The sequence below is a fragment of the Pseudomonas sp. AC355 genome (assembly GCF_979258205.1).
The window spans coordinates 2685529-2706986 of sequence record NZ_OZ409843.1 but is presented as its reverse complement, the minus strand read 5'-3'; the positions used below and the strand labels follow the sequence as shown (position 1 = coordinate 2706986).

Annotated in this window: 13 protein-coding genes, 2 tRNA genes and 3 rRNA genes; 14 read left to right on the top strand and 4 right to left on the bottom strand. The window is 57.8% G+C overall.

The annotated features are described in order from the left end of the window. The first annotated feature begins 1 nt into the window (after position 1). Complete coding sequence (gene ilvN, locus ACZ0AI_RS12780) at positions 2-493, top strand: acetolactate synthase small subunit (RefSeq protein ID WP_463562229.1); 492 nt, start codon at positions 2-4, stop codon at positions 491-493. Positions 494-544: 51 nt separating this feature from the next. Here ilvN and ilvY read toward each other — a convergent pair whose 3' ends face one another. Continuing rightward, on the bottom strand, positions 545-1426 hold the full coding sequence (ilvY, locus tag ACZ0AI_RS12775; RefSeq protein ID WP_463562228.1) for an HTH-type transcriptional activator IlvY: 882 nt from the start codon (positions 1424-1426) through the stop codon (positions 545-547). Between the two features lie 125 nt (positions 1427-1551). Here ilvY and ilvC point away from each other — a divergent pair, with 125 nt between their 5' ends. The 12 genes from ilvC (at position 1552) to ACZ0AI_RS12715 (ending at position 15025) form a co-directional block, all read left to right on the top strand. Then, complete coding sequence (gene ilvC, locus ACZ0AI_RS12770) at positions 1552-2568, top strand: ketol-acid reductoisomerase (protein WP_463562227.1); 1017 nt, start codon at positions 1552-1554, stop codon at positions 2566-2568. A gap of 154 nt (positions 2569-2722) precedes the next feature. Further along, positions 2723-3538, top strand: coding sequence for a CDP-diacylglycerol--serine O-phosphatidyltransferase (pssA, locus tag ACZ0AI_RS12765; protein ID WP_463562226.1), 816 nt, complete (start codon positions 2723-2725; stop codon positions 3536-3538). A gap of 62 nt (positions 3539-3600) precedes the next feature. Further along, the gene (gene msrP / locus ACZ0AI_RS12760; RefSeq protein WP_463562225.1) at positions 3601-4614 is read left to right on the top strand and encodes a protein-methionine-sulfoxide reductase catalytic subunit MsrP; all 1014 of its coding nucleotides are present in this window, start codon (positions 3601-3603) and stop codon (positions 4612-4614) included. Then, complete coding sequence (gene msrQ, locus ACZ0AI_RS12755) at positions 4614-5237, top strand: protein-methionine-sulfoxide reductase heme-binding subunit MsrQ (protein ID WP_463562224.1); 624 nt, start codon at positions 4614-4616, stop codon at positions 5235-5237. The genes msrP and msrQ overlap by 1 nt, the downstream gene beginning before the upstream one ends. A 553-nt stretch (positions 5238-5790) precedes the next feature. Next, a 16S ribosomal RNA gene (locus ACZ0AI_RS12750) occupies positions 5791-7327 on the top strand. A 66-nt stretch (positions 7328-7393) separates the two neighbouring features. Further along, positions 7394-7470 (top strand) — tRNA-Ile (locus tag ACZ0AI_RS12745). Between the two features lie 30 nt (positions 7471-7500). Beyond that, positions 7501-7576 (top strand) — tRNA-Ala (locus ACZ0AI_RS12740). A gap of 259 nt (positions 7577-7835) precedes the next feature. Further along, positions 7836-10729, top strand: a 23S ribosomal RNA gene (locus ACZ0AI_RS12735). Positions 10730-10869: 140 nt separating this feature from the next. Continuing rightward, a 5S ribosomal RNA gene (gene rrf, locus ACZ0AI_RS12730) occupies positions 10870-10985 on the top strand. Together the 16S, 23S and 5S rRNA genes with 2 tRNA genes alongside form the textbook arrangement of a ribosomal RNA operon. 480 nt (positions 10986-11465) lie before the next feature. After that, positions 11466-12125 (top strand): paraquat-inducible protein A, encoded by a 660-nt coding sequence (locus ACZ0AI_RS12725; protein WP_463562223.1) that lies wholly within the window; start codon positions 11466-11468, stop codon positions 12123-12125. Next, a complete protein-coding gene (locus tag ACZ0AI_RS12720; protein ID WP_463562222.1) occupies positions 12112-12735 on the top strand; it encodes a paraquat-inducible protein A in 624 nt (207 codons plus the stop codon). Before ACZ0AI_RS12725 ends, ACZ0AI_RS12720 begins: the two co-directional genes overlap by 14 nt. Continuing rightward, positions 12728-15025 (top strand): PqiB family protein, encoded by a 2298-nt coding sequence (locus ACZ0AI_RS12715; RefSeq protein WP_463562221.1) that lies wholly within the window; start codon positions 12728-12730, stop codon positions 15023-15025. Before ACZ0AI_RS12720 ends, ACZ0AI_RS12715 begins: the two co-directional genes overlap by 8 nt. A gap of 60 nt (positions 15026-15085) precedes the next feature. On the opposite strand, the gene mksF is transcribed toward ACZ0AI_RS12715, so the two are convergent. The 3 genes from mksF to mksB all read right to left on the bottom strand — a co-directional run bounded on the left by mksF (position 15086) and on the right by mksB (position 19929). After that, a complete protein-coding gene (gene mksF / locus ACZ0AI_RS12710; RefSeq protein WP_463562220.1) occupies positions 15086-17920 on the bottom strand; it encodes an Mks condensin complex protein MksF in 2835 nt (944 codons plus the stop codon). Further along, a complete protein-coding gene (gene mksE, locus ACZ0AI_RS12705) occupies positions 17917-18612 on the bottom strand; it encodes an Mks condensin complex protein MksE (protein ID WP_463562219.1) in 696 nt (231 codons plus the stop codon). Before mksE ends, mksF begins: the two co-directional genes overlap by 4 nt. A gap of 72 nt (positions 18613-18684) precedes the next feature. Then, a complete protein-coding gene (mksB, locus tag ACZ0AI_RS12700; RefSeq protein WP_225838559.1) occupies positions 18685-19929 on the bottom strand; it encodes an Mks condensin complex protein MksB in 1245 nt (414 codons plus the stop codon). A gap of 270 nt (positions 19930-20199) precedes the next feature. Between mksB and ACZ0AI_RS12695 the strand changes: the two genes are divergently transcribed. Beyond that, on the top strand, positions 20200-21297 hold the full coding sequence (locus tag ACZ0AI_RS12695; protein ID WP_463562218.1) for a carboxynorspermidine decarboxylase: 1098 nt from the start codon (positions 20200-20202) through the stop codon (positions 21295-21297). Positions 21298-21458: the final 161 nt, after the last annotated feature.

Here is a 21458-nt window from a genome sequence, read left to right as displayed (position 1 = left end):
CATGCGTCATATCATTTCCCTGCTGCTGGAAAACGAACCGGGAGCGCTGTCGCGTGTGGTCGGCCTGTTCTCCCAACGTAACTACAACATCGAAAGCCTGACCGTGGCACCAACCGAAGACCCGACCTTGTCGCGTCTGACGTTGACCACCATTGGCCATGATGACGTGATCGAACAGATCACCAAGAACCTCAATAAGCTGATCGAAGTGGTCAAGCTGGTGGATCTGTCGGAAAACGCGCATATCGAGCGCGAGTTGATGCTGGTCAAGGTCAAGGCCACTGGCGCCCAGCGTGCCGAGGTCAAGCGCACCACTGACATCTTCCGTGGCCAGATCGTCGATGTGACACCGAGCGTCTACACCATCCAGCTGGCCGGTACCAGCGACAAGCTGGACAGTTTCATTCAGGGCATCGGCACCGCGCTGATCCTGGAAACCGTACGCAGTGGCGTCACCGGTATCGCTCGCGGCGATAAGGTACTGAGCATCTGATCGCAGCACTGAAGAAGCCCCGCCCTGTGCGGGGTTTTTTTTGCCTGGAATTTACCGTTGGCGGTTCCAGAAGGCTGCGATCAGCGGATCCTTGAGGCGCTTTTCCAGCGCGAACAGGCCGATGTCGTATGCGGTCAGTGGCGGCTGGATATCGTAGAGGCGGATGCGTGCGGCCAGCGGGCTGTTGTCCAGCACGATCTGCGGCACTACACCGATACCGAACCCCAAGCTCACCATGCTGACGATGGCTTCGTTGCCGCTCACCTGGGCATAGATATGCGGTTTAATGTTGTGGCTTTTCAGCCAGCGGTCGGTGCGAGTGCGGGCAAGGCCTTCTTCCGAGAGAATCATCGGCACATCCTCCCAGCTTTGTGCGCCGGGACGCCTAAGTTGTTCGTCGCTCAACAGCTGCGGGGACTGAGGGCCGATGAAGCGCAGCTCCGAACGGGTGATCGATTGGAAGACGACGCCGGCTGGCAAGCTGTCGGGGAGGGCGCCGATGGCAAGATCTTCCTGCCCCTGCTGCACGCGTTCGACAGCCTTTGCCGGATCGCCTGTGTGCAACTTCATCTCGATGCGTGGGTAGTCCTGGCGGAAGCTGCTCAGGATGTCATAGAGGAAGCTGTAGCTCGCCGTCACCGAGCAATACAGGGAGAGCTCCCCATGCAGCACCAGTTGATCTTCCTTGAAGGTTTGGCGAATGGCTTGCCAGCCGTTCATGACATCGTTGGCGTACTCACGGAATTGCTGTCCCTCGCGAGTCAGCCGCACTGAGCGGTTGTCGCGGATGAACAGCGGCGCACCAAGCTCCTCTTCGAGTTGCTTGATGCTGCGACTGAGCGCGGAGGGACTGACGTGCTGCTCGCGGCTGGTTTTGCCGAAGTGCAGGTTGTCTGCCAGAGAAAGAAAGAGTGTAAGCGCGTGGCTATCCATTGGTGTTTCATATATCGGCATGTTGTGTTGCAAATATATCATTTTACGCAATGGGACGGATCACTTAAGGTGGCTCCGTCGCGGTGCTCGCACCCCCTCCCTTTCGATTCACAAGAGCCAAGAACATGAAAGTTTATTACGACAAAGATTGTGACCTCTCCATCATCCAGGGCAAGAAAGTTGCCATCATCGGTTACGGCTCCCAGGGCCACGCTCAGGCGTGCAACCTGAAAGACTCCGGTGTCGACGTCACTGTCGGTCTGCGTAAAGGTTCGGCCACCGTTGCCAAGGCTGAGGCCCATGGCCTGAAAGTGACCGACGTTGCTGCTGCCGTTGCCGCCGCCGATCTGGTCATGATCCTGACTCCGGACGAGTTCCAGTCACAGCTGTACAAGAACGAAATCGAGCCGAACATCAAGCAAGGTGCCACCCTGGCCTTTTCCCACGGCTTCGCGATCCACTACAACCAGGTTGTTCCGCGCAGCGACCTCGACGTGATCATGATCGCGCCGAAAGCACCGGGCCACACCGTGCGTACCGAGTTCGTCAAAGGCGGCGGTATCCCTGACCTGATCGCGGTTTACCAGGACGCTTCCGGCAACGCCAAGAACGTCGCCCTGTCCTACGCTTCGGGCGTTGGCGGTGGCCGTACCGGCATCATCGAAACCACCTTCAAGGACGAGACAGAAACCGACCTGTTCGGCGAGCAAGCCGTTCTCTGCGGCGGTACCGTCGAGCTGGTCAAAGCCGGTTTCGAAACCCTGGTTGAAGCTGGCTACGCGCCGGAAATGGCTTACTTCGAGTGCCTGCACGAGCTGAAGCTGATCGTTGACCTCATGTACGAAGGCGGTATCGCCAACATGAACTACTCGATCTCCAACAATGCCGAGTACGGCGAGTACGTGACCGGCCCTGAAGTCATCAACGCCGAGTCCCGTCAGGCCATGCGCAATGCACTCAAGCGCATCCAGGACGGCGAGTACGCCAAGATGTTCATCAGTGAAGGCGCCACCAACTATCCGTCGATGACCGCCAAGCGTCGTAACAACGCCGCTCACGGTATCGAAATCATCGGCGAGCAACTGCGCTCGATGATGCCGTGGATCGGTGCCAACAAGATCGTCGACAAGTCCAAGAACTGAGTCCGATTCGATCAAGAAAGAACGCGGCCCTGGCCGCGTTTTTTCGTTATGGGCCAGGCTTCTGGTATAAAGCCCGGACGCTAATGCCGACGTTAGGGCGAACGCTTGCCCAGCGACTCGGTCGAAAATTCAAATCCGCAACAAGGTGTTGTTCATGAGCGAGCGTCCGCAAGAGCCAAAATCGTCCAAGGACGATGAGAGCTTACTGCCCATCGACGAGCATATTGAGGAAGGGCATGACGACGAGGGGCGCAAGGTTCGCCATCGCGGCATCTACCTGTTGCCCAATCTGTTCACGACCGCGAACCTGTTCGCCGGCTTCTACGCCATCATCAACGCGATGAACGGCAATTTCTACGTGGCTGCAGCGGCGGTGTTCGTGGCCATGGTGCTGGACGGCCTCGACGGTCGCGTCGCACGTCTGACCAATACCCAGAGTGCCTTCGGCGCCGAATACGACTCGCTGTCCGACATGGTCGCCTTTGGTGTGGCGCCGGCGCTGCTGGCTTTCGAGTGGGCACTCGGCAGTATGGGCAAGGTCGGCTGGATGGTCGCCTTCATCTATGTAGCAGGTGCTGCGTTGCGCCTGGCGCGCTTCAATACGCAGATTGGCAGTGTCGATAAGCGCTACTTCATCGGTCTCGCCAGCCCGGCTGCAGCTGGTGTGGTGGCGGGTACCGTATGGGCGTTCAGTGATTACGGTATCCAGGGCTCGAACATGTCCTTTGTCGTGGCCATCTTGGTCGCAGCCTCGGGCATGCTGATGGTCAGCAATATCAAGTACAACAGCTTCAAGAATCTCGACCTGAAGGGGCGCGTGCCCTTTGTTGCGATTCTCGCTGTCGTGCTGGTGTTCGCTGTCGTGTTCAGTGACCCGCCGCGAATTCTGCTGCTGATTTTCCTCGCTTATGCCGCTTCTGGTCCAATCCAGTACCTGCTGCGTCTGCGTCGTCGTCAGACCAACGAGTGATGTAATTTCCTCCAGACTCCGTAGTCTATTGGGTAAGTCTGTCCCGATACTGCGGAGTCATCATGCTAATCAAGCTCCCCCAGGCATCTGAGTGCAACGCGTCGGATGTTACCTCCGAGTCCGTTTACCTCTCTCGCCGCACCTTTATGTCAGCTACTGCCGCCGGTGTGGCGCTCGGCAGCGTTCCAGCTTGGGCGCAGTCAGCCACTGCTGAGCGCTATGCGGATGTCGAGGCTGGTCAGCCGCCGGCCTGGCTGAGCGAGCGTATCGCTGCCACCAAGTGGGAGGCGGTGACCGTCAAGGACGAACCAGTGACGCCGTTTCGTGATGCCACCCACTACAACAACTTCTATGAGTTCGGCCCGGACAAGTCGGATCCCGCGGCAAATGCCGGTAGCCTGAAAACCGAACCATGGTCGGTAGTAATTGATGGTGAGGTTGGCAAGCCAGGGCGTTACGCGCTGGAAGACTTCATCAAGCCCTATCAGTTAGAGGAGCGCATCTACCGCCTGCGCTGTGTCGAGGCCTGGTCGATGGTGATTCCCTGGATCGGTTTTCCTATCTCTGCGTTGCTCAATAAAGTCGAGCCAACCTCCGCGGCTAAATTCATTCGTTTCGAAACCCTCAATGATCCGGACAGCATGCCGGGGCAGCGCTCGCGTTTCGGCTTGATCGATTGGCCCTATGTGGAAGGGCTGCGTCTGGATGAGGCGATGCATCCGCTGGCCATCCTTGCCGTGGGCATGTACGGCCGTGAACTGCCTAACCAGAACGGCGCGCCGCTGCGGTTGGTGGTGCCATGGAAGTATGGCTTCAAGAGCATCAAGTCCATCGTGCGCATCAGTCTGGTCAGCGAGCAGCCGCAGACCACCTGGCAAAGCATCGCCGCGCAGGAGTATGGCTTCTACGCCAACGTTAACCCCACTGTCGACCACCCACGTTGGACGCAGGCTCGTGAGCGGCGTCTGCCCAGTGGGCTGTTCAGTCCCAATGTGCGCGAAACCCAAATGTTCAACGGCTACGCGGAAGAAGTTGCCGGGCTCTATAGCAACCTCGATCTGCGGAAGAACTATTGATGCGTCATCCGTACTGGCGGCTTTGTGTGTTCTTGCTGGTTGCGGTCTGGCCGCTCTATTGGTTGTACCAAGCCTGGCTCTTCGCCCTGGGGCCCGATCCGGGCAAAGTGCTGGTTGAGCGTCTCGGGCTGGGAACGCTGATTCTATTGCTCATCACCTTGAGCATGACGCCTTTGCAGAAAGTGAGTGGATGGTCTGGCTGGATTTCCGTGCGTCGCCAGCTCGGGCTCTGGTGTTTTACCTATGGCGTACTGCACCTGATCGCCTACGCGGTATTCATTCTCGGCCTGGACTGGTCGCAACTAGCCGTCGAGTTGCGTAAGCGGCCTTATATAATCGTCGGCGCCATCGCCTTGTTCGGCTTGCTGCTATTGGCAGTCACCTCCAATCGATACAGCCAGCGACGTCTGGGCAAGTCTTGGAAGAAGCTGCATCGCCTTATCTATCTGATCCTGCCCCTAGGATTGCTACATATGTTGTGGATTGTGCGTGCGGATCTTGAAGAATGGGCTGTCTATGCACTTATAGGGGGACTGTTGCTGGTGCTGCGGATTCCCCCGGTAATGCGCCGAATCCCGCGGATTGCAGGGATAAGGGTGGAATCGGCAACAAAAACGAAATAAACCATTGACCTGAGATTCTGGCTGCCTATAATGCGCACCACTTCCGGCGCAGCCTGATCTGAAAACTCCTTGTTAATCAGGAAGTTAGAAGAAAATAAGGGTTGCACGGACGGCGAATTCGAGTAGAATGCGCCGGCATCGACAGGGTGGTTTGAGTGGCTCTGTTGGTGGTTCGATCAGGTTTGATCGAAGGCGGTAAAGAGGGTGTTGACAGCAGGTTGTAACGCTGTAGAATGCGCCTCCCGCTGGAGAGAAGATGATCTGGTTGGGTGCTGCAAGGTGTTGAGAAGAAAGAAAAAATTCTTCAAAAACAACTTGACAGGAAGTGAGGCTGCTGTAAGATGCGCGCCTCGGTTGAGACGAAAGACTTAACCAAACGTTCTTTAACAATTGAATCAAGCAATTCGTGTGGGTGCTTGTGAGCTAAGACTGAGGATCGCAAGATTATCAGCATCACAAGTAAACACTCGTAATAGAGAGTTTTTTCTTCTTAATTGAAGAGTTTGCGATTGCTGAGCCAAGTTTAGGGTTTTCTCAAAACCCATGCAGTATTGAACTGAAGAGTTTGATCATGGCTCAGATTGAACGCTGGCGGCAGGCCTAACACATGCAAGTCGAGCGGTTGACGGGAGCTTGCTCCCTGATTCAGCGGCGGACGGGTGAGTAATGCCTAGGAATCTGCCTATTAGTGGGGGACAACGTTTCGAAAGGAACGCTAATACCGCATACGTCCTACGGGAGAAAGCAGGGGACCTTCGGGCCTTGCGCTAATAGATGAGCCTAGGTCGGATTAGCTAGTTGGTGAGGTAAAGGCTCACCAAGGCGACGATCCGTAACTGGTCTGAGAGGATGATCAGTCACACTGGAACTGAGACACGGTCCAGACTCCTACGGGAGGCAGCAGTGGGGAATATTGGACAATGGGCGAAAGCCTGATCCAGCCATGCCGCGTGTGTGAAGAAGGTCTTCGGATTGTAAAGCACTTTAAGTTGGGAGGAAGGGCAGTAAATTAATACTTTGCTGTTTTGACGTTACCGACAGAATAAGCACCGGCTAACTCTGTGCCAGCAGCCGCGGTAATACAGAGGGTGCAAGCGTTAATCGGAATTACTGGGCGTAAAGCGCGCGTAGGTGGTTTGTTAAGTTGGATGTGAAAGCCCCGGGCTCAACCTGGGAACTGCATCCAAAACTGGCAAGCTAGAGTACGGTAGAGGGTGGTGGAATTTCCTGTGTAGCGGTGAAATGCGTAGATATAGGAAGGAACACCAGTGGCGAAGGCGACCACCTGGACTGATACTGACACTGAGGTGCGAAAGCGTGGGGAGCAAACAGGATTAGATACCCTGGTAGTCCACGCCGTAAACGATGTCAACTAGCCGTTGGGTTCCTTGAGGACTTAGTGGCGCAGCTAACGCATTAAGTTGACCGCCTGGGGAGTACGGCCGCAAGGTTAAAACTCAAATGAATTGACGGGGGCCCGCACAAGCGGTGGAGCATGTGGTTTAATTCGAAGCAACGCGAAGAACCTTACCAGGCCTTGACATGCTGAGAACTTTCCAGAGATGGATTGGTGCCTTCGGGAACTCAGACACAGGTGCTGCATGGCTGTCGTCAGCTCGTGTCGTGAGATGTTGGGTTAAGTCCCGTAACGAGCGCAACCCTTGTCCTTAGTTACCAGCACGTAATGGTGGGAACTCTAAGGAGACTGCCGGTGACAAACCGGAGGAAGGTGGGGATGACGTCAAGTCATCATGGCCCTTACGGCCTGGGCTACACACGTGCTACAATGGTCGGTACAAAGGGTTGCCAAGCCGCGAGGTGGAGCTAATCCCATAAAACCGATCGTAGTCCGGATCGCAGTCTGCAACTCGACTGCGTGAAGTCGGAATCGCTAGTAATCGTGAATCAGAATGTCACGGTGAATACGTTCCCGGGCCTTGTACACACCGCCCGTCACACCATGGGAGTGGGTTGCACCAGAAGTAGCTAGTCTAACCTTCGGGGGGACGGTTACCACGGTGTGATTCATGACTGGGGTGAAGTCGTAACAAGGTAGCCGTAGGGGAACCTGCGGCTGGATCACCTCCTTAATCGAAAGATCCCAGCTTATTCATAAGCACCCACACGAATTGCTTGATTCATTGCGAAAGACGATTGGGTCTGTAGCTCAGTTGGTTAGAGCGCACCCCTGATAAGGGTGAGGTCGGCAGTTCGAATCTGCCCAGACCCACCAATTGTTGAGGGTGCAGGCCTTGGAAGTATTGGGGCCATAGCTCAGCTGGGAGAGCGCCTGCCTTGCACGCAGGAGGTCAGCGGTTCGATCCCGCTTGGCTCCACCATTTACAGCCTTCGACGTTGATGTGAATAGAGTTCAGAAATGAGCATTCCTGTTTAGGCAGATGAGTGTTGATTTCTGGTCTTTGACCAGTCAGAAAAATCGTTCTTTAAAAATTTGGGTATGTGATAGAAGTGACTGATTGATTACTTTCACTGGTAATTAATTTGGTCAAGGTAAAATTTGCGTTGTTCTCAAGTGCAAATTTTCGGCGAATGTCGTCTTCACGTTATAGACAGTAACCAGATTGCTTGGGGTTATATGGTCAAGTGAAGAAGCGCATACGGTGGATGCCTTGGCAGTCAGAGGCGATGAAAGACGTTGTAGCCTGCGATAAGCTCCGGGGAGTCGGCAAACAGACTTTGATCCGGAGATCTCTGAATGGGGGAACCCACCTAGCATAAGCTGGGTATCATGCACTGAATACATAGGTGCATGAGGCGAACCAGGGGAACTGAAACATCTAAGTACCCTGAGGAAAAGAAATCAACCGAGATTCCCTTAGTAGTGGCGAGCGAACGGGGACTAGCCCTTAAGTTGATTAGAGATTAGTGGAAGGTTCTGGAAAGTTCCGCCGTAGTGGGTGATAGCCCCGTACACGAAAATCTCTTTTCAATGAAATCGAGTAGGACGGAGCACGAGAAACTTTGTCTGAATATGGGGGGGCAGATCCTCCAAGGCTAAATACTACTGACTGACCGATAGTGAACTAGTACCGTGAGGGAAAGGCGAAAAGAACCCCGGAGAGGGGAGTGAAATAGATCCTGAAACCGTATGCGTACAAGCAGTGGGAGCCTACTTTGTTGGGTGACTGCGTACCTTTTGTATAATGGGTCAGCGACTTATATTCAGTGGCGAGCTTAACCGAATAGGGGAGGCGTAGCGAAAGCGAGTCTTAATAGGGCGTTTAGTCGCTGGGTATAGACCCGAAACCGAGCGATCTATCCATGGGCAGGTTGAAGGTTGGGTAACACTAACTGGACGAACCGAACCGACTACCGTTGAAAAGTTAGCGGATGACCTGTGGATCGGAGTGAAAGGCTAATCAAGCTCGGAGATAGCTGGTTCTCCTCGAAAGCTATTTAGGTAGCGCCTCGTGTATCACTGCTGGGGGTAGAGCACTGTTTCGGCTAGGGGGTCATCCCGACTTACCAAACCGATGCAAACTCCGAATACCAGCAAGTGTCAGCACGGGAGACACACGGCGGGTGCTAACGTCCGTCGTGAAAAGGGAAACAACCCAGACCGTCAGCTAAGGTCCCAAAGTTATGGTTAAGTGGGAAACGATGTGGGAAGGCTTAGACAGCTAGGAGGTTGGCTTAGAAGCAGCCACCCTTTAAAGAAAGCGTAATAGCTCACTAGTCGAGTCGGCCTGCGCGGAAGATGTAACGGGGCTCAAACCATACACCGAAGCTACGGGTTCATCTTAGGATGAGCGGTAGAGGAGCGTTCTGTAAGCCTGTGAAGGTGAGTTGAGAAGCTTGCTGGAGGTATCAGAAGTGCGAATGCTGACATGAGTAACGACAATGGGAGTGAAAAACTCCCACGCCGAAAGACCAAGGTTTCCTGCGCAACGTTAATCGACGCAGGGTGAGTCGGCCCCTAAGGCGAGGCAGAAATGCGTAGTCGATGGGAAACGGGTTAATATTCCCGTACTTCTAATTACTGCGATGGAGGGACGGAGAAGGCTAGGCCAGCACGGCGTTGGTTGTCCGTGTTTAAGGTGGTAGGCTGATTTCTTAGGTAAATCCGGGAGATCAAGGCCGAGAGCTGATGACGAGTTGTCCTTTAGGACGATGAAGTGGTTGATGCCATGCTTCCAGGAAAAGCTTCTAAGCTTCAGGTAATTAGGAACCGTACCCCAAACCGACACAGGTGGTTAGGTAGAGAATACCAAGGCGCTTGAGAGAACTCGGGTGAAGGAACTAGGCAAAATGGCACCGTAACTTCGGGAGAAGGTGCGCCGGTGAGTGTGAAGGGTTTACCCCGTAAGCACATGCCGGTCGAAGATACCAGGCCGCTGCGACTGTTTATTAAAAACACAGCACTCTGCAAACACGAAAGTGGACGTATAGGGTGTGACGCCTGCCCGGTGCCGGAAGGTTAATTGATGGGGTTAGCTAACGCGAAGCTCTTGATCGAAGCCCCGGTAAACGGCGGCCGTAACTATAACGGTCCTAAGGTAGCGAAATTCCTTGTCGGGTAAGTTCCGACCTGCACGAATGGCGTAACGATGGCGGCGCTGTCTCCACCCGAGACTCAGTGAAATTGAAATCGCTGTGAAGATGCAGTGTATCCGCGGCTAGACGGAAAGACCCCGTGAACCTTTACTATAGCTTTGCACTGGACTTTGAGCTTGCTTGTGTAGGATAGGTGGGAGGCTTTGAAGTGGGGACGCTAGTTCTCATGGAGCCAACCTTGAAATACCACCCTGGCAACCTTGAGGTTCTAACTCTGGTTCGGTTATCCGGATCGAGGACAGTGTATGGTGGGTAGTTTGACTGGGGCGGTCTCCTCCTAAAGAGTAACGGAGGAGTACGAAGGTGCGCTCAGACCGGTCGGAAATCGGTCGTAGAGTATAAAGGCAAAAGCGCGCTTGACTGCGAGACAGACACGTCGAGCAGGTACGAAAGTAGGTCTTAGTGATCCGGTGGTTCTGTATGGAAGGGCCATCGCTCAACGGATAAAAGGTACTCCGGGGATAACAGGCTGATACCGCCCAAGAGTTCATATCGACGGCGGTGTTTGGCACCTCGATGTCGGCTCATCACATCCTGGGGCTGAAGCCGGTCCCAAGGGTATGGCTGTTCGCCATTTAAAGTGGTACGCGAGCTGGGTTTAGAACGTCGTGAGACAGTTCGGTCCTATCTGCCGTGGACGTTTGAGATTTGAGAGGGGCTGCTCCTAGTACGAGAGGACCGGAGTGGACGAACCTCTGGTGTTCCGGTTGTCACGCCAGTGGCATTGCCGGGTAGCTATGTTCGGGAAAGATAACCGCTGAAAGCATCTAAGCGGGAAACTTGCCTCAAGATGAGATCTCACTGGAACCTTGAGTTCCCTAAAGGGCCGTCGAAGACTACGACGTTGATAGGCTGGGTGTGTAAGCGTTGTGAGGCGTTGAGCTAACCAGTACTAATTGCCCGTGAGGCTTGACCATATAACACCCAAACAATTTGGCTGTTAGACGGTAGAAGTCGACAGTAATGCCGAAAATTTGTAAAAGAACACGCAACACCAACTGATATCACATACCCAATTCGGGGAAGCGACCTAAACATCGACTCCCCAACCGGATTGCTTGACGACCATAGAGCATTGGAACCACCTGATCCCATCCCGAACTCAGTAGTGAAACGATGCATCGCCGATGGTAGTGTGGGGTTTCCCCATGTGAGAGTAGGTCATCGTCAAGCTTCTACTAGAAACCCCAGATCTCGACAGAGGTCTGGGGTTTCGTCTTTGCGGAGCAGAAAAAAGACCGCTGCAGCAGGTCGAGCGTAGGCGCCGGCAAGCCACGATCAAGAGCTTCGCCGGCAAGCCGGCTCCTACAAAGGTCGTCCTGCGCGTGAGGGGCTTTGGTTTTGATGGGCCTTCCTGGGTGTCGCTGCGCTCGACCCAGGCTACGGAAGACGCAACCCTATGGCCTTGGCGTGGTGGTGGCCCGTGGTGGAAGGATGGAGCGTCTTCCACCCTAAGCATGTCCTGAAGTGCCTCTGTTGCCTGGGTTAGCCGACCTGAGGTTCACTGGGTCGCTCACATGCTTCTTGCCTACGCACAACGAACGTAGCCCTGTGATGCCCGGGAAATGTTTGCAAGCGGAAATAATCAGCACAACTGTGCGCCGCCGCCGGGGTCTCGTTTAGAATGCTTCGATACTTTCGAGAATTCCATCCATGCCAGAGTTGGCCGAGCAGCAGTCGTTAGCTGAAGTACCTCTGACGGAGCTGGTCGCATGCCATGAATGCGATCTGCTCATGCGTAAGCCGCACATCGGCGACGGTGAGAGCGTTGAATGCCCACGTTGTGGTTATGAGCTCTACAACCATCGGCATCAGGTGGTGCGCCGCAGCCTGGCTTTGGTGCTGGCGGCGCTTCTGCTGTACGTCCCCGCGAATTTCCTGCCGATCATGCACCTCACCCTGTTGGGGCAAACCGCTAATGACACGGTGTGGAGCGGGGTGCTCGGTCTGTATGACAGCGGCATGCAGAGCATTGCCGTGGTGGTGTTCCTGTGCAGCATGGCGGTGCCGCTGCTCAAGCTGCTCTGTCAGCTGTTGGTGCTCCTGAGCATCAGTCTGAAGGTTGGCCGGGGTTACGGGTTGCTGCTCTACCGCATTTATCATCACATGCGCGAGTGGGGCATGCTTGAGGTCTACCTGATGGGCATTCTGGTTTCCATCGTCAAACTGGCCGATATCGCAGCCTTGTCTCTGGGCTTCGGTCTGGTCTGTTTCATTGCACTGCTGTTGGTGCAGGTCTGGTTGGAGGTGACTATGTCGCCTCACCAGATCTGGGAAGCCCTGGCGGGGGAGGATATCAGTGCGCGCCATTGATGCCGGGTTGCTGATCTGCCACGAATGCCATCAGATCAATCGCCACGAGCCCGAACTGAAGCGGCAGTTCTGTTCGCGCTGTGGCGGACGTGTACATCCACGCCAGCCCAATAGTCTGGTTCGCACCTGGGCGTTGCTGGTGACCGCAGCCATCCTCTACATTCCCGCGAACCTGCTGCCGATCATGACAGTCAACTCCCTCGGCAAAGGGCAGCCGGACACCATCATGTCTGGTGTCATCACGCTGGTAGAAAATGGCATGCTGCCGATCGCTGCGGTGGTATTCATCGCCAGCATCCTGGTGCCTACCTTCAAGCTGGTCGGCATCGGCTTGCTGCTTTATTCGGTGCAGCGTCATCAGCCGATGTCGGCTCGCCAACGAATTTTGATGTACCGCTTCATCGAATGGATCGGGCGCTGGTCGATGCTGGATATCTTCGTCATTGCCATTCTGGTGGCGGTGGTCAGATTCGGCAGTTTGGCGAGCGTCGAGCCAGGAATAGGAGCGGTGGCTTTCGCCAGTGTAGTGATCCTGACCATGCTGGCCGCACTGACCTTCGACCCTCGATTGATTTGGGATAATACGGAATCGGATGACGACCATGAATGATCTGCCCACGGCCAGGACGCGTCCGGCTTCCAACTGGTCTGCGATATGGGTGCTGCCGCTGATTGCTTTGCTGATCGGTGGCTGGCTGGGCTGGCGTGCCTACAGTGAGGCGGGTATCCAGATTCAGGTGGTGTTCGCCAGTGGTGAAGGCATCGAAGCCGGCAAGACCGAGGTGGTCTACAAGGGGATGTCGATCGGTAAGGTATCGAGCCTGACCCTGGATCAGAGCGAGAAGCAGCGCGGAGTGATCGCCACGCTGGAGATGAGTAAGGACGTCGAGTATCAACTGCGTTCCGGTACGCGTTTCTGGCTGGTCAAGCCGAGCGTCAGCCTCGCCGGTATCACTGGACTGGAGACGCTGGTCTCCGGTAACTACATCTCCGTTAGTCCAGGAGCAGGTGAGCCGACCTATGATTTCCAGGCGCTGCCCCAGGCACCTCCGCTCTCTGATGAACAACCCGGCCTGCACCTGATCCTCAAGGCCGAGCGACTTGGCTCGTTGAACCGTGATAGTCCTGTGTTCTACAAGCAGATTCAGGTCGGTCGGGTGAAAAGCTATGAGCTCGCCAATGACCAGACTTCGGTCGATGTGAAAGTATTCATCGAGCCGGCCTATGCCGATCTTGTGCGCAAACATACGCGTTTCTGGAATGCCAGCGGCATCAGCATCGATGCCAATTTCTCGGGGGTGAAGGTTCGTAGCGAATCCCTGGCCAGTATCGTGGCAGGCGGCATCGCTTTTGCGACGCCGGAACATCGCAAGGACAGCCCTCCCACCGATCCTAGCAAACCCTTCCGGCTTTATGAGGACTTCGATGCAGCGCAGGCAGGCATCAAGGCCGTGGTCAAACTGACCGACTTCGAGGGCCTGCAGGCCGGGCGTACGCCTGTGATGTACAAAGGTATTCAGGCCGGTACGTTGAAGAACCTGAAAGTCGATCCAGATTTGAAGAGTGCTACGGCGGAATTGGCCATGGATCCGCTGGCCGAGGATTATCTGGTTGAAGGCAGCCAGTTCTGGGTGGTCAAGCCGTCGATCTCACTGGCAGGCATTACCGGTATCGAGGCGCTGGTCAAAGGTAACTACATCGCCATCCGTCCCGGTGAGCTGGGCGGCTCGCCGCGTCGCGAGTTCGTTGCGCGGGCCAAGGCGCCGCCGCTGGATCTTGGTTCCGAAGGGCTGCACCTGGTGCTGTTCAGCGATACCCTCGGCTCGGTGGACGTAGGCAGCCCGATTCTCTACCGGCAGATGAAAGTGGGTACGGTGCAGAGCTTCCAGTTGTCGCGTGACAACAAGCAGATCGTGCTCGGCGTGCATATCGAGCCTGAATACGCTGGGCTGGTTAATCGAACCACGCGCTTCTGGAACGTCAGCGGCATCACCTTGAAGGGTGGTTTGTCCGGCATCGAGGTCAAGAGCGAATCTTTGCAGACGCTCATATCGGGAGGCATTGCCTTCGAGACCGATGATTTGAAAGCGCCGGCTGAGCCGAAGCGCGTACAGCGCTTCAACCTGTTTGCCGACCAAGAAGCGGCCAGGCAGGAAGGCGATGTAATCAGCATTCGCGTGGAGCGTGGCGACGGCATGTCACCGGGCACTGTCATCCGCTTCAAGGGGCTGGATATCGGCAAGATCGAGCGGGTCGAACTGACCGACGATCTGCAAGCGGTAAACCTGCACGGGCGCATAACCACTGCTGCTCGGGAAGTGTTGCGGCCTGGATCGCGGTTCTGGGTGGTCAAGCCGGAAGTCAGTTTGAGCGGCGCGCAGAATCTCGACACGCTGATCGGCGGCCAATACATCGAGGTGCTGCCATCGGAGCAGAAGGATGGTCGGCAGAACCAGTTCGTTGCGCTCAAGGGTGCTCCTGAGCAGGTGATCGATGAGCCGGGGCTGCGTCTGGTGTTGAGCGCCGCGAGGCGTGGCTCTCTGAAGGCTGGTGCGCCAGTCACCTATCGCGAGATTCAGGTTGGCAAAGTGACTGGCTATGAGCTGGGAGCAACTGCCGACAGGGTGCTGATCCAGATTCTTATCGAGCCGCGTTATGCCGGGTTGGTGAAAACCGGCAGCCGCTTCTGGAACAGCTCGGGGTTCGGTGTCGATGTCGGCTTGTTCAAGGGCATGACGGTGCGCACCGAGTCTCTGGAGACCCTGGTCGCAGGGGGTGTTGCCTTCGCAACGCCAGATACCGAGAGCAATACCGCCAGGCCTGGTCAGACCTTTGCGTTGTTCGACGAGTATCAGCCGGAGTGGCTGGAGTGGGCGCCGAAAATAGCCTTGCCCAGATAAGCGTCACTGAAAGCAAAAGGCCCGCGTAAAAACACGGGCCTTTTGCGTTGTGCAGCGCTATCAGGCCGGCTCGGCCGCATCCTGCTCGCTGCTTGCCGGTGCTTCGGTTTGCTCGCGGCGTTTGATGTACTTCCAGTCGGCTTCGTCGATGTAGATGCCGTTCGGCCCGCTGCCACCTTCCAGGTCGATGGCCACGGTGGCCGAGACCTGGGGTTTCACCGAGGCGAGAATCGGCACGAAACCGAGCTGCAGGCTGGTCTCGATCAGCGCCTGCTGGTTGCGCTCGTCGATGTCCGCTGCCTCGTCGAGGTAGTAGGGCAGGCGTACACGGCCGGCTTGATCGCGATCCATCAGGTGCAGCAGCAGGTACATGTTGGTCAGCGCCTTGATGGTCATCGTGGTGCCGTTGGAAGCGGCGCCGTCGATGTCGGTGTGGATCACCGGCTGGCCGTGTACCTTGGTGATTTCGAAGGCCAGCTCGAAGAGATCTTTGAGGCCCAGTTGGTTGCCGTTGGCAGCCACCAGGCGCGACAGGTAGTCCTTGGCTTCTTCGTTCTTCACATCCTGCTCGCTGCTCTGTTGCAGGTCGAATACCGACAGGGTTTCGCCTTCTTCGTACTGACCGGCGCTGTGGATGATCTGATCGATATGCCGCAGGGCATCCTTGTTCGGCGCGAGGACGATGCGGAAGCTCTGCAGGTTGGACACCTGACGCTTGTTGATCTCGCGGTTGAACAGCGCCAACTGGTGCTCGAGGTTGTCGTAGTCGCTGCGGATGTTGCGCAGGGTACGGGCAATGTCGGTCACTGCGGCACGACGTGCCTTGGCCAGGGTCAGGGCTTCGTCCTGACGGTGGGCATAAGCGTTGACCAGCAGCTTCAGGCGGCGCTCCATGTCGTCTTCGCTGTCGAACTTGGCGACGCCCTTGAGGCGCACCTGGGCGTATAGCGCCTCGATCTGCCCGTCGATGCGTTGCAGGCCCTGCCAGGTGTCCTGGTAGTCGTTGAGCAGCGGCAGCAGGTTGTCCAGTGAGTCGTCGACCGGCTCCATGTAGGGGGTGCCGAAGGGCAGGTTGGCGGGCAGCAACTGGCGACGGCGCAGGGCGTCTTCCAGCGTGCGCTCCTTGGCTTCCAGATCGGCGATCTGACGGCCGATCAGTTGCAGCTTGGCGGACAGTTGCTGGACGCGCTCGGTGAAGGCATCACTGGCGCGCTTGAGTTCGTCCTGGGCGCCTTCCAGCTGGGCGAGTTTTTCCAGCTTGCCGTCTTCCTCGGCAGCTAGCGTCTGGCTGCGACGGAAGTCTTCCAGCGCCTTCTGGGCGTCGAGTACGGCCTGGTACAGCTGCTCGGCCTGGGCCTTGCTGGCGGCGCGGTCGGCTGCCACCGACTGCTGGGTCTTGAGCTGCTTGTATTCGCGGTCGAGGCGATCCTTCTGGTCACGCAGGGCAGCGCGGTCGGCCAGGGCCTGCAGGGCAGGCGGCTCGATATTCGAGAGGTCGATATCCAGACCGGGCACCTGGAAATGCTCGCCCTTGAAGCTGTCGAGAATCGCTTCCAGGGATTTGACCCACACGTCGCCGTCGTCGAGCTGAATGCCTTTCTCGCCGAGCGGCAGGCTGAACAACTGACCGTTGAACAGGCGCATCAGGCGATCGACGTCAGCCTGGGAGAACTCTTCGCGCAGGCGCGAGTAGCTGTTGTTGTCGGCGTGGTCGAGCTGCTGCTTGACCGACTTGAGGCGTTTTTCCAGATCGCGCAGACGTTCGTCCAAGTCTTCGCTGGAGAACTGACGGGACTGAGCCAGAGCGCCGGCCAGTTCGTCGTGGGCATCCTTGGCGGCCAGCAACTGGGCCTCCAGTACCTTGACGTCGTCGACCAGCGCGAAGCGGTTCTTCAGCACCGCCAGCTCACCGAGCCAGCGCTGGATCTCGCTGATCTCGCGCTCCATGCGCATCAGTTCCTGAGTGCCGCCGCGCTGATCGTTCTGCAGGCCGTCCTGCTCGTTGCGGTAGTGCTCGGCCTGGATCACCAGCTCTTCCTTGCGTGCATCGGCGTAGTCGTGCCAGGTGCCGAGCAGCGAGTCGAGCAGCGGCGACAGGCGATGCAGCTTGCCGCGTAGGTGTTCGCGCTGGTTCACGCCGGATGCCAAGGCCTCGATCAGCGGGCCGGCGGTGACCAGCGCCTGGTAGTCCTGCTCCATGCGGCGCACGTCGCGGAAGGCTTCTTCGGTGGCGGCGATGTAGTCGACGCTGCCGGAGCGCAGGCTGTGCTCGAAGGCATCGAGGAACAGCTGCTTGAGCTTGGCGGCGGTGATCTCGCGCATGTGCAGCAGGTTGATGAACAGCGCGCGGAAGGTTTTCAGGCTCTGCTCGCTGGTCGAGCGCAGCGGAATCAGGGTCAGATCCAGCGGGATGCTGGTGTGCCCGCCGACCAAAAGGCGACGCAGCTCGTCGGGCTTGAGCTCATAGGCGGTGATGCCGGCCTGGCCGAGGTTCTTGAACAGCTCGCGCTGACGCAGGCAGGTGCCGCCCTGCTGGTAGTGATCCAGATCCAGCTCGCCCGCATAGGCGAAGAACTGATGGCCGAAGCCGCCACCGGGGCCACGCCCGGCCACGCCGATCACGTGGGGGCCATGGGGCAGGGCGACTTCGACGAGGATGTAGCTGGTGTCGGTGGCGAAGTAGAACTTGCGCGACTGCTCCAGGCTGTACTTGCCGAAACTCATGTCCGACATGCGCGCCAGGATCGGGAACTGCAGGGCGTTGATCGATGCCGACTTACCGAGGTTGTTGGCGCCATACACCGACAGCGGGTTTTCCAGCGGAAACAGGCCGAGGCTGTAGCCAGCGGTGTTCAGCAGAGCGAAGCGGCGGATGCCGTAGCGTTCCTGGGTCATGCGTCTTGCTCCTGTGCAGCGCGCTCTTCGGCCAGGGCACGGGCCATGGCGTCTTCCTCGGATTCTTCGACGGCATCGTCGAGGGTGATGATCGGGTCACCACTGTCATCGTCGATCAGTACCGGGGCCGGCAGCGGCAGGTCGGTGCTGTGCAGGCTGGCGGCCAGGTCGCGGTCGTGCTGCACCGCCAGACAGACATCGAGGAAGCGATGCATCGGCGGCAGGAAGCGGTACACGCCGTTGCTGTCTTCGGCGAAGCCGAGTTGGGTGAGGCGGCGGATGACCTTGTCTTCCAGCTCTTCGTGGGTGGTGACTTCGGCTTGCAGGAACAGGTCGCGGTACTTGTCGAGCAGCGCTGGCAACTCGTCACGGCCAATGGTGCCGCCATCGAGTACGGACAGTGGGTCACGGCCCTGGTCAGCCAGGTGCTCGACCAGAATGAAGGTGAACAGCGCCAGGCGCTGGGCGGTCTTGTTGACCTGCGGCGCGGCCTGTTCCGGGACAAAGTAGTAGAAGCCGCGTGGGTCGCACACCAGCTCGAAGCCCAGGGCGCGGAACAGGGCGCGATATTGATCCTGCATGCTCGACAGCTGGGCGTAGCACTCGGGCTCGCTGCGGGAGATGTGGTAGCCCTTGAACAGGTCGCGGAACGCGGCCGCGAGCTGGGTCATTTCTTTCAGGTCGATATTCATGTGCGGTGCTCGTTGGCAGCTGGAGCCTGGGCTACAGCCGAGAATTCGTGATGGTCGGTGGTGGACAAAGGGCTAGGCACTCGGGCGACCCACCAGGGCATAGGAGCTGATACTGATCTCGTGCTCGCGGGTCAGGTAGACCTGGCGCTCCAGGCGATCGCGCTGGAAGCGGCCTTCGCGCGACAGGCGCGAGAACCAGTAGAGCAGTTCGTCGGTGGCGCCTTCGGGCTCCTGCTCCAGCAGCCAGGTCATCAGATCCGGCAGCGGCAGCGACTGCTCGCAGCGGTCGATCATTTCCCGGGCGGTTTTCGGTGCCCGTGGGCTGTCGCCCTTGCGCTTGCCGCTGGCCTTCGGGAAATGATTGGGCTTGGCCTCGAAGCGAGCCAGGGCATACACATAGGCCTCGACCTGGGACGCGCTGCCGAGGAAGTTGCTCTGCGGGCGGGTGAACATCGGCATCGCTGCCTGCGGCACCGCCTCTATGCCCTTCTTGCGGATCACCGACAGGGCTAGCGCCGCGCCACGGGTCACGGCGTTGTGCCTGCGTGCTTCCTCGCGTAGCGGCAGCAGCAGCTCGCGGGCCTTGCGCAGGGTCAACTGGGCGGTGGTCTGCATTTCCAGGATACGGGCGTGGGTGCGCAGCAGCAGGTCGTCATCGACCAGTTGGCCGAGGCGCTGCTGTTCGCCGAGCAGCTTGAGCAGCACCTGCTCGACGCGGCGCACACCCTGCTCGAAGGCGCCGTCGGCGGCGACCAGCTGAATCATCGGCTCGACGTACTCATCCCAGGTGGCTAGCACTTCGGCGTAGCGCTGGCGCAGCGGGATCTGCCGGTCGCTGGTCTTGGCCCGTTCGGCCACGCCTACCAGTGCCTGCTCATCGTTGCCGAGCTTCTTCAGGACGTCGCGAACGCGCATGTCGAGCAGGCGCAACTGACGGGCCAGGTCGTTGCCGTCACGTATCTCGAAGGCATCCTGGATATAGCCCGCCAGGCGCTCGAGGTGGCGCAGGTAGGCTTCGATTTCCAGGCACAGGCCGAGGCGATGCTCGCGGCGCAGGTAGGCGAGAAAGTCGTGGATCTGTGCGTTGAGCTCGAAGCGGTTGGGGCTCTTGGCCACCGGCACCAGGATGTCAAGGCGGATCCACTGATCGAGCAGGGCGGTGACGTCCACCGCGGTGCTTTGCGGCGGTAGCTGCGCGGTGAGCTGCTTGCGCAAGTCCACCAGGCTCAGGGTGCCGCTATCGAAGCTTTCGCAGAGTGGTTCGAGCAGCGCCCAGTGCTCGGCAAGGGCGCGCAATACGCGTTTGGGATCGATCATCGCGGGGCTGTCGCTCGATTTCGAAAAAACGCCGATTGTACGGGAAAGCGGCATGTCGCTGCATTGTCACGCGGCCGTCATCGCGGGTGGGCATGCTCGGCGGCGAATCGACTGAACGATGCTGCTCCGGTCGTGGCCTGAAATATCCGTAAATGGACAAAATATGCTCAGCGGTCTTTCGATCTGTGGCGGTTGTCGGCACAATTCGCGTCCGCTTTTTTCAGGAGGCTGGCGGGCTCCTGTTGGCCGACCTTTATTACGGACTGCGCAATGATCAAAACGCCGTACTACCTCATCGACAAACAGAAGCTGCTGGGCAACATGGAGAAGATCGCCTACGTGCGCGAACACTCCGGGGCCAAGGCGCTGCTGGCACTCAAATGCTTTGCCACTTGGTCGGTGTTCGACCTGATGCAGCAGTACATGGACGGCACCACATCAAGCTCGCTCTACGAGCTCAAGCTCGGTCGCCAGAACTTCGCCGGCGAGACCCACGCCTACAGTGTGGCCTGGGCTGACGACGAGATCGAGGAGATGCTGGCCAACTGCGACAAGATCATCTTCAACTCCATCGGCCAACTCGAGCGTTTCGCCGAGGCGTCCGCGGGCAAAGTGCGCGGCTTGCGCGTGAATCCGCAGGTGAGCAGCTCGGATTATTTGCTGGCCGACCCGGCGCGTCCGTTCAGCCGCCTGGGCGAGTGGGATCCGGCAAAGATCGAAGCGGTCATCGGGCAGATCTCAGGCTTCATGTTCCACAACAACTGCGAGAACGGCGACTTCGGCCTGTTCGATCAGATGCTCAGCCACATCGAAGAGCGCTTCGGCCATCTGTTGCACAAGGTCGAGTGGGTCAGCCTCGGTGGCGGCATCCACTTCACCGGCGAAAATTATGCGCTGGATGCCTTCTGCGCGCGCCTCAAGGCGTTCTCCGAGAAGTACGCTGTGCAGGTTTATCTGGAGCCAGGCGAGGCGGCGATCACCAACAGCGCTTCCTTGGAAGTCACCGTGCTCGACACCCTGTACAACGGCAAGCACCTGGCGGTGGTCGACAGCTCCATCGAGGCTCACCTTCTCGACCTGCTCATCTACCGTCTCAACGCCAAGCTGGCGCCGAGCGACGGTGAGCACACCTATATGGTGTGCGGTAAATCCTGCCTGGCCGGTGACATTTTCGGGGAGTATCAATTCGCCGCGCCGCTGGCCATCGGCGATCGCCTGTCGTTCGTCGATACGGCGGGTTACACCATGGTCAAGAAGAACTGGTTCAACGGCCTGAAGATGCCGTCCATCGTGGTCAAGCAGCTCGACGGTAGTGTCGAGGTGGTTCGCGAGTTCGGTTTCGACGATTACCTGTCCAGCCTTTCGTAACAGCCGGAGTGTGGACGTAGGGTGGCCCAGGGCGCGTAGCCAACGCTTCTTTTGTCCGCCGTATTTGGTGGACGGATGAAGCGACGCCCACCCTACAAGTCACGCGTAGTGATACCGCAGCGTGCGGGTAGGGTGGGCTTCAGCCCACCAGATCGAATGGC

Bases quoted from the DNA above. Each gene is read 5' to 3' on its own strand.
- ilvN (WP_463562229.1), top strand. From the start codon at position 2: ATGCGTCATATCATTTCCCTGCTGCTGGAAAACGAACCGGGAGCGCTG.
- ilvY (WP_463562228.1), bottom strand. From the start codon at position 1,426: ATGGATAGCCACGCGCTTACACTCTTTCTTTCTCTGGCAGACAACCTG.
- ilvC (WP_463562227.1), top strand. From the start codon at position 1,552: ATGAAAGTTTATTACGACAAAGATTGTGACCTCTCCATCATCCAGGGC.
- pssA (WP_463562226.1), top strand. From the start codon at position 2,723: ATGAGCGAGCGTCCGCAAGAGCCAAAATCGTCCAAGGACGATGAGAGC.
- msrP (WP_463562225.1), top strand. From the start codon at position 3,601: ATGCTAATCAAGCTCCCCCAGGCATCTGAGTGCAACGCGTCGGATGTT.
- msrQ (WP_463562224.1), top strand. From the start codon at position 4,614: ATGCGTCATCCGTACTGGCGGCTTTGTGTGTTCTTGCTGGTTGCGGTC.
- ACZ0AI_RS12725 (WP_463562223.1), top strand. From the start codon at position 11,466: ATGCCAGAGTTGGCCGAGCAGCAGTCGTTAGCTGAAGTACCTCTGACG.
- ACZ0AI_RS12715 (WP_463562221.1), top strand. From the start codon at position 12,728: ATGAATGATCTGCCCACGGCCAGGACGCGTCCGGCTTCCAACTGGTCT.
- mksF (WP_463562220.1), bottom strand. From the start codon at position 17,920: ATGACCCAGGAACGCTACGGCATCCGCCGCTTCGCTCTGCTGAACACC.
- mksE (WP_463562219.1), bottom strand. From the start codon at position 18,612: ATGAATATCGACCTGAAAGAAATGACCCAGCTCGCGGCCGCGTTCCGC.
- mksB (WP_225838559.1), bottom strand. From the start codon at position 19,929: ATGATCGATCCCAAACGCGTATTGCGCGCCCTTGCCGAGCACTGGGCG.
- ACZ0AI_RS12695 (WP_463562218.1), top strand. From the start codon at position 20,200: ATGATCAAAACGCCGTACTACCTCATCGACAAACAGAAGCTGCTGGGC.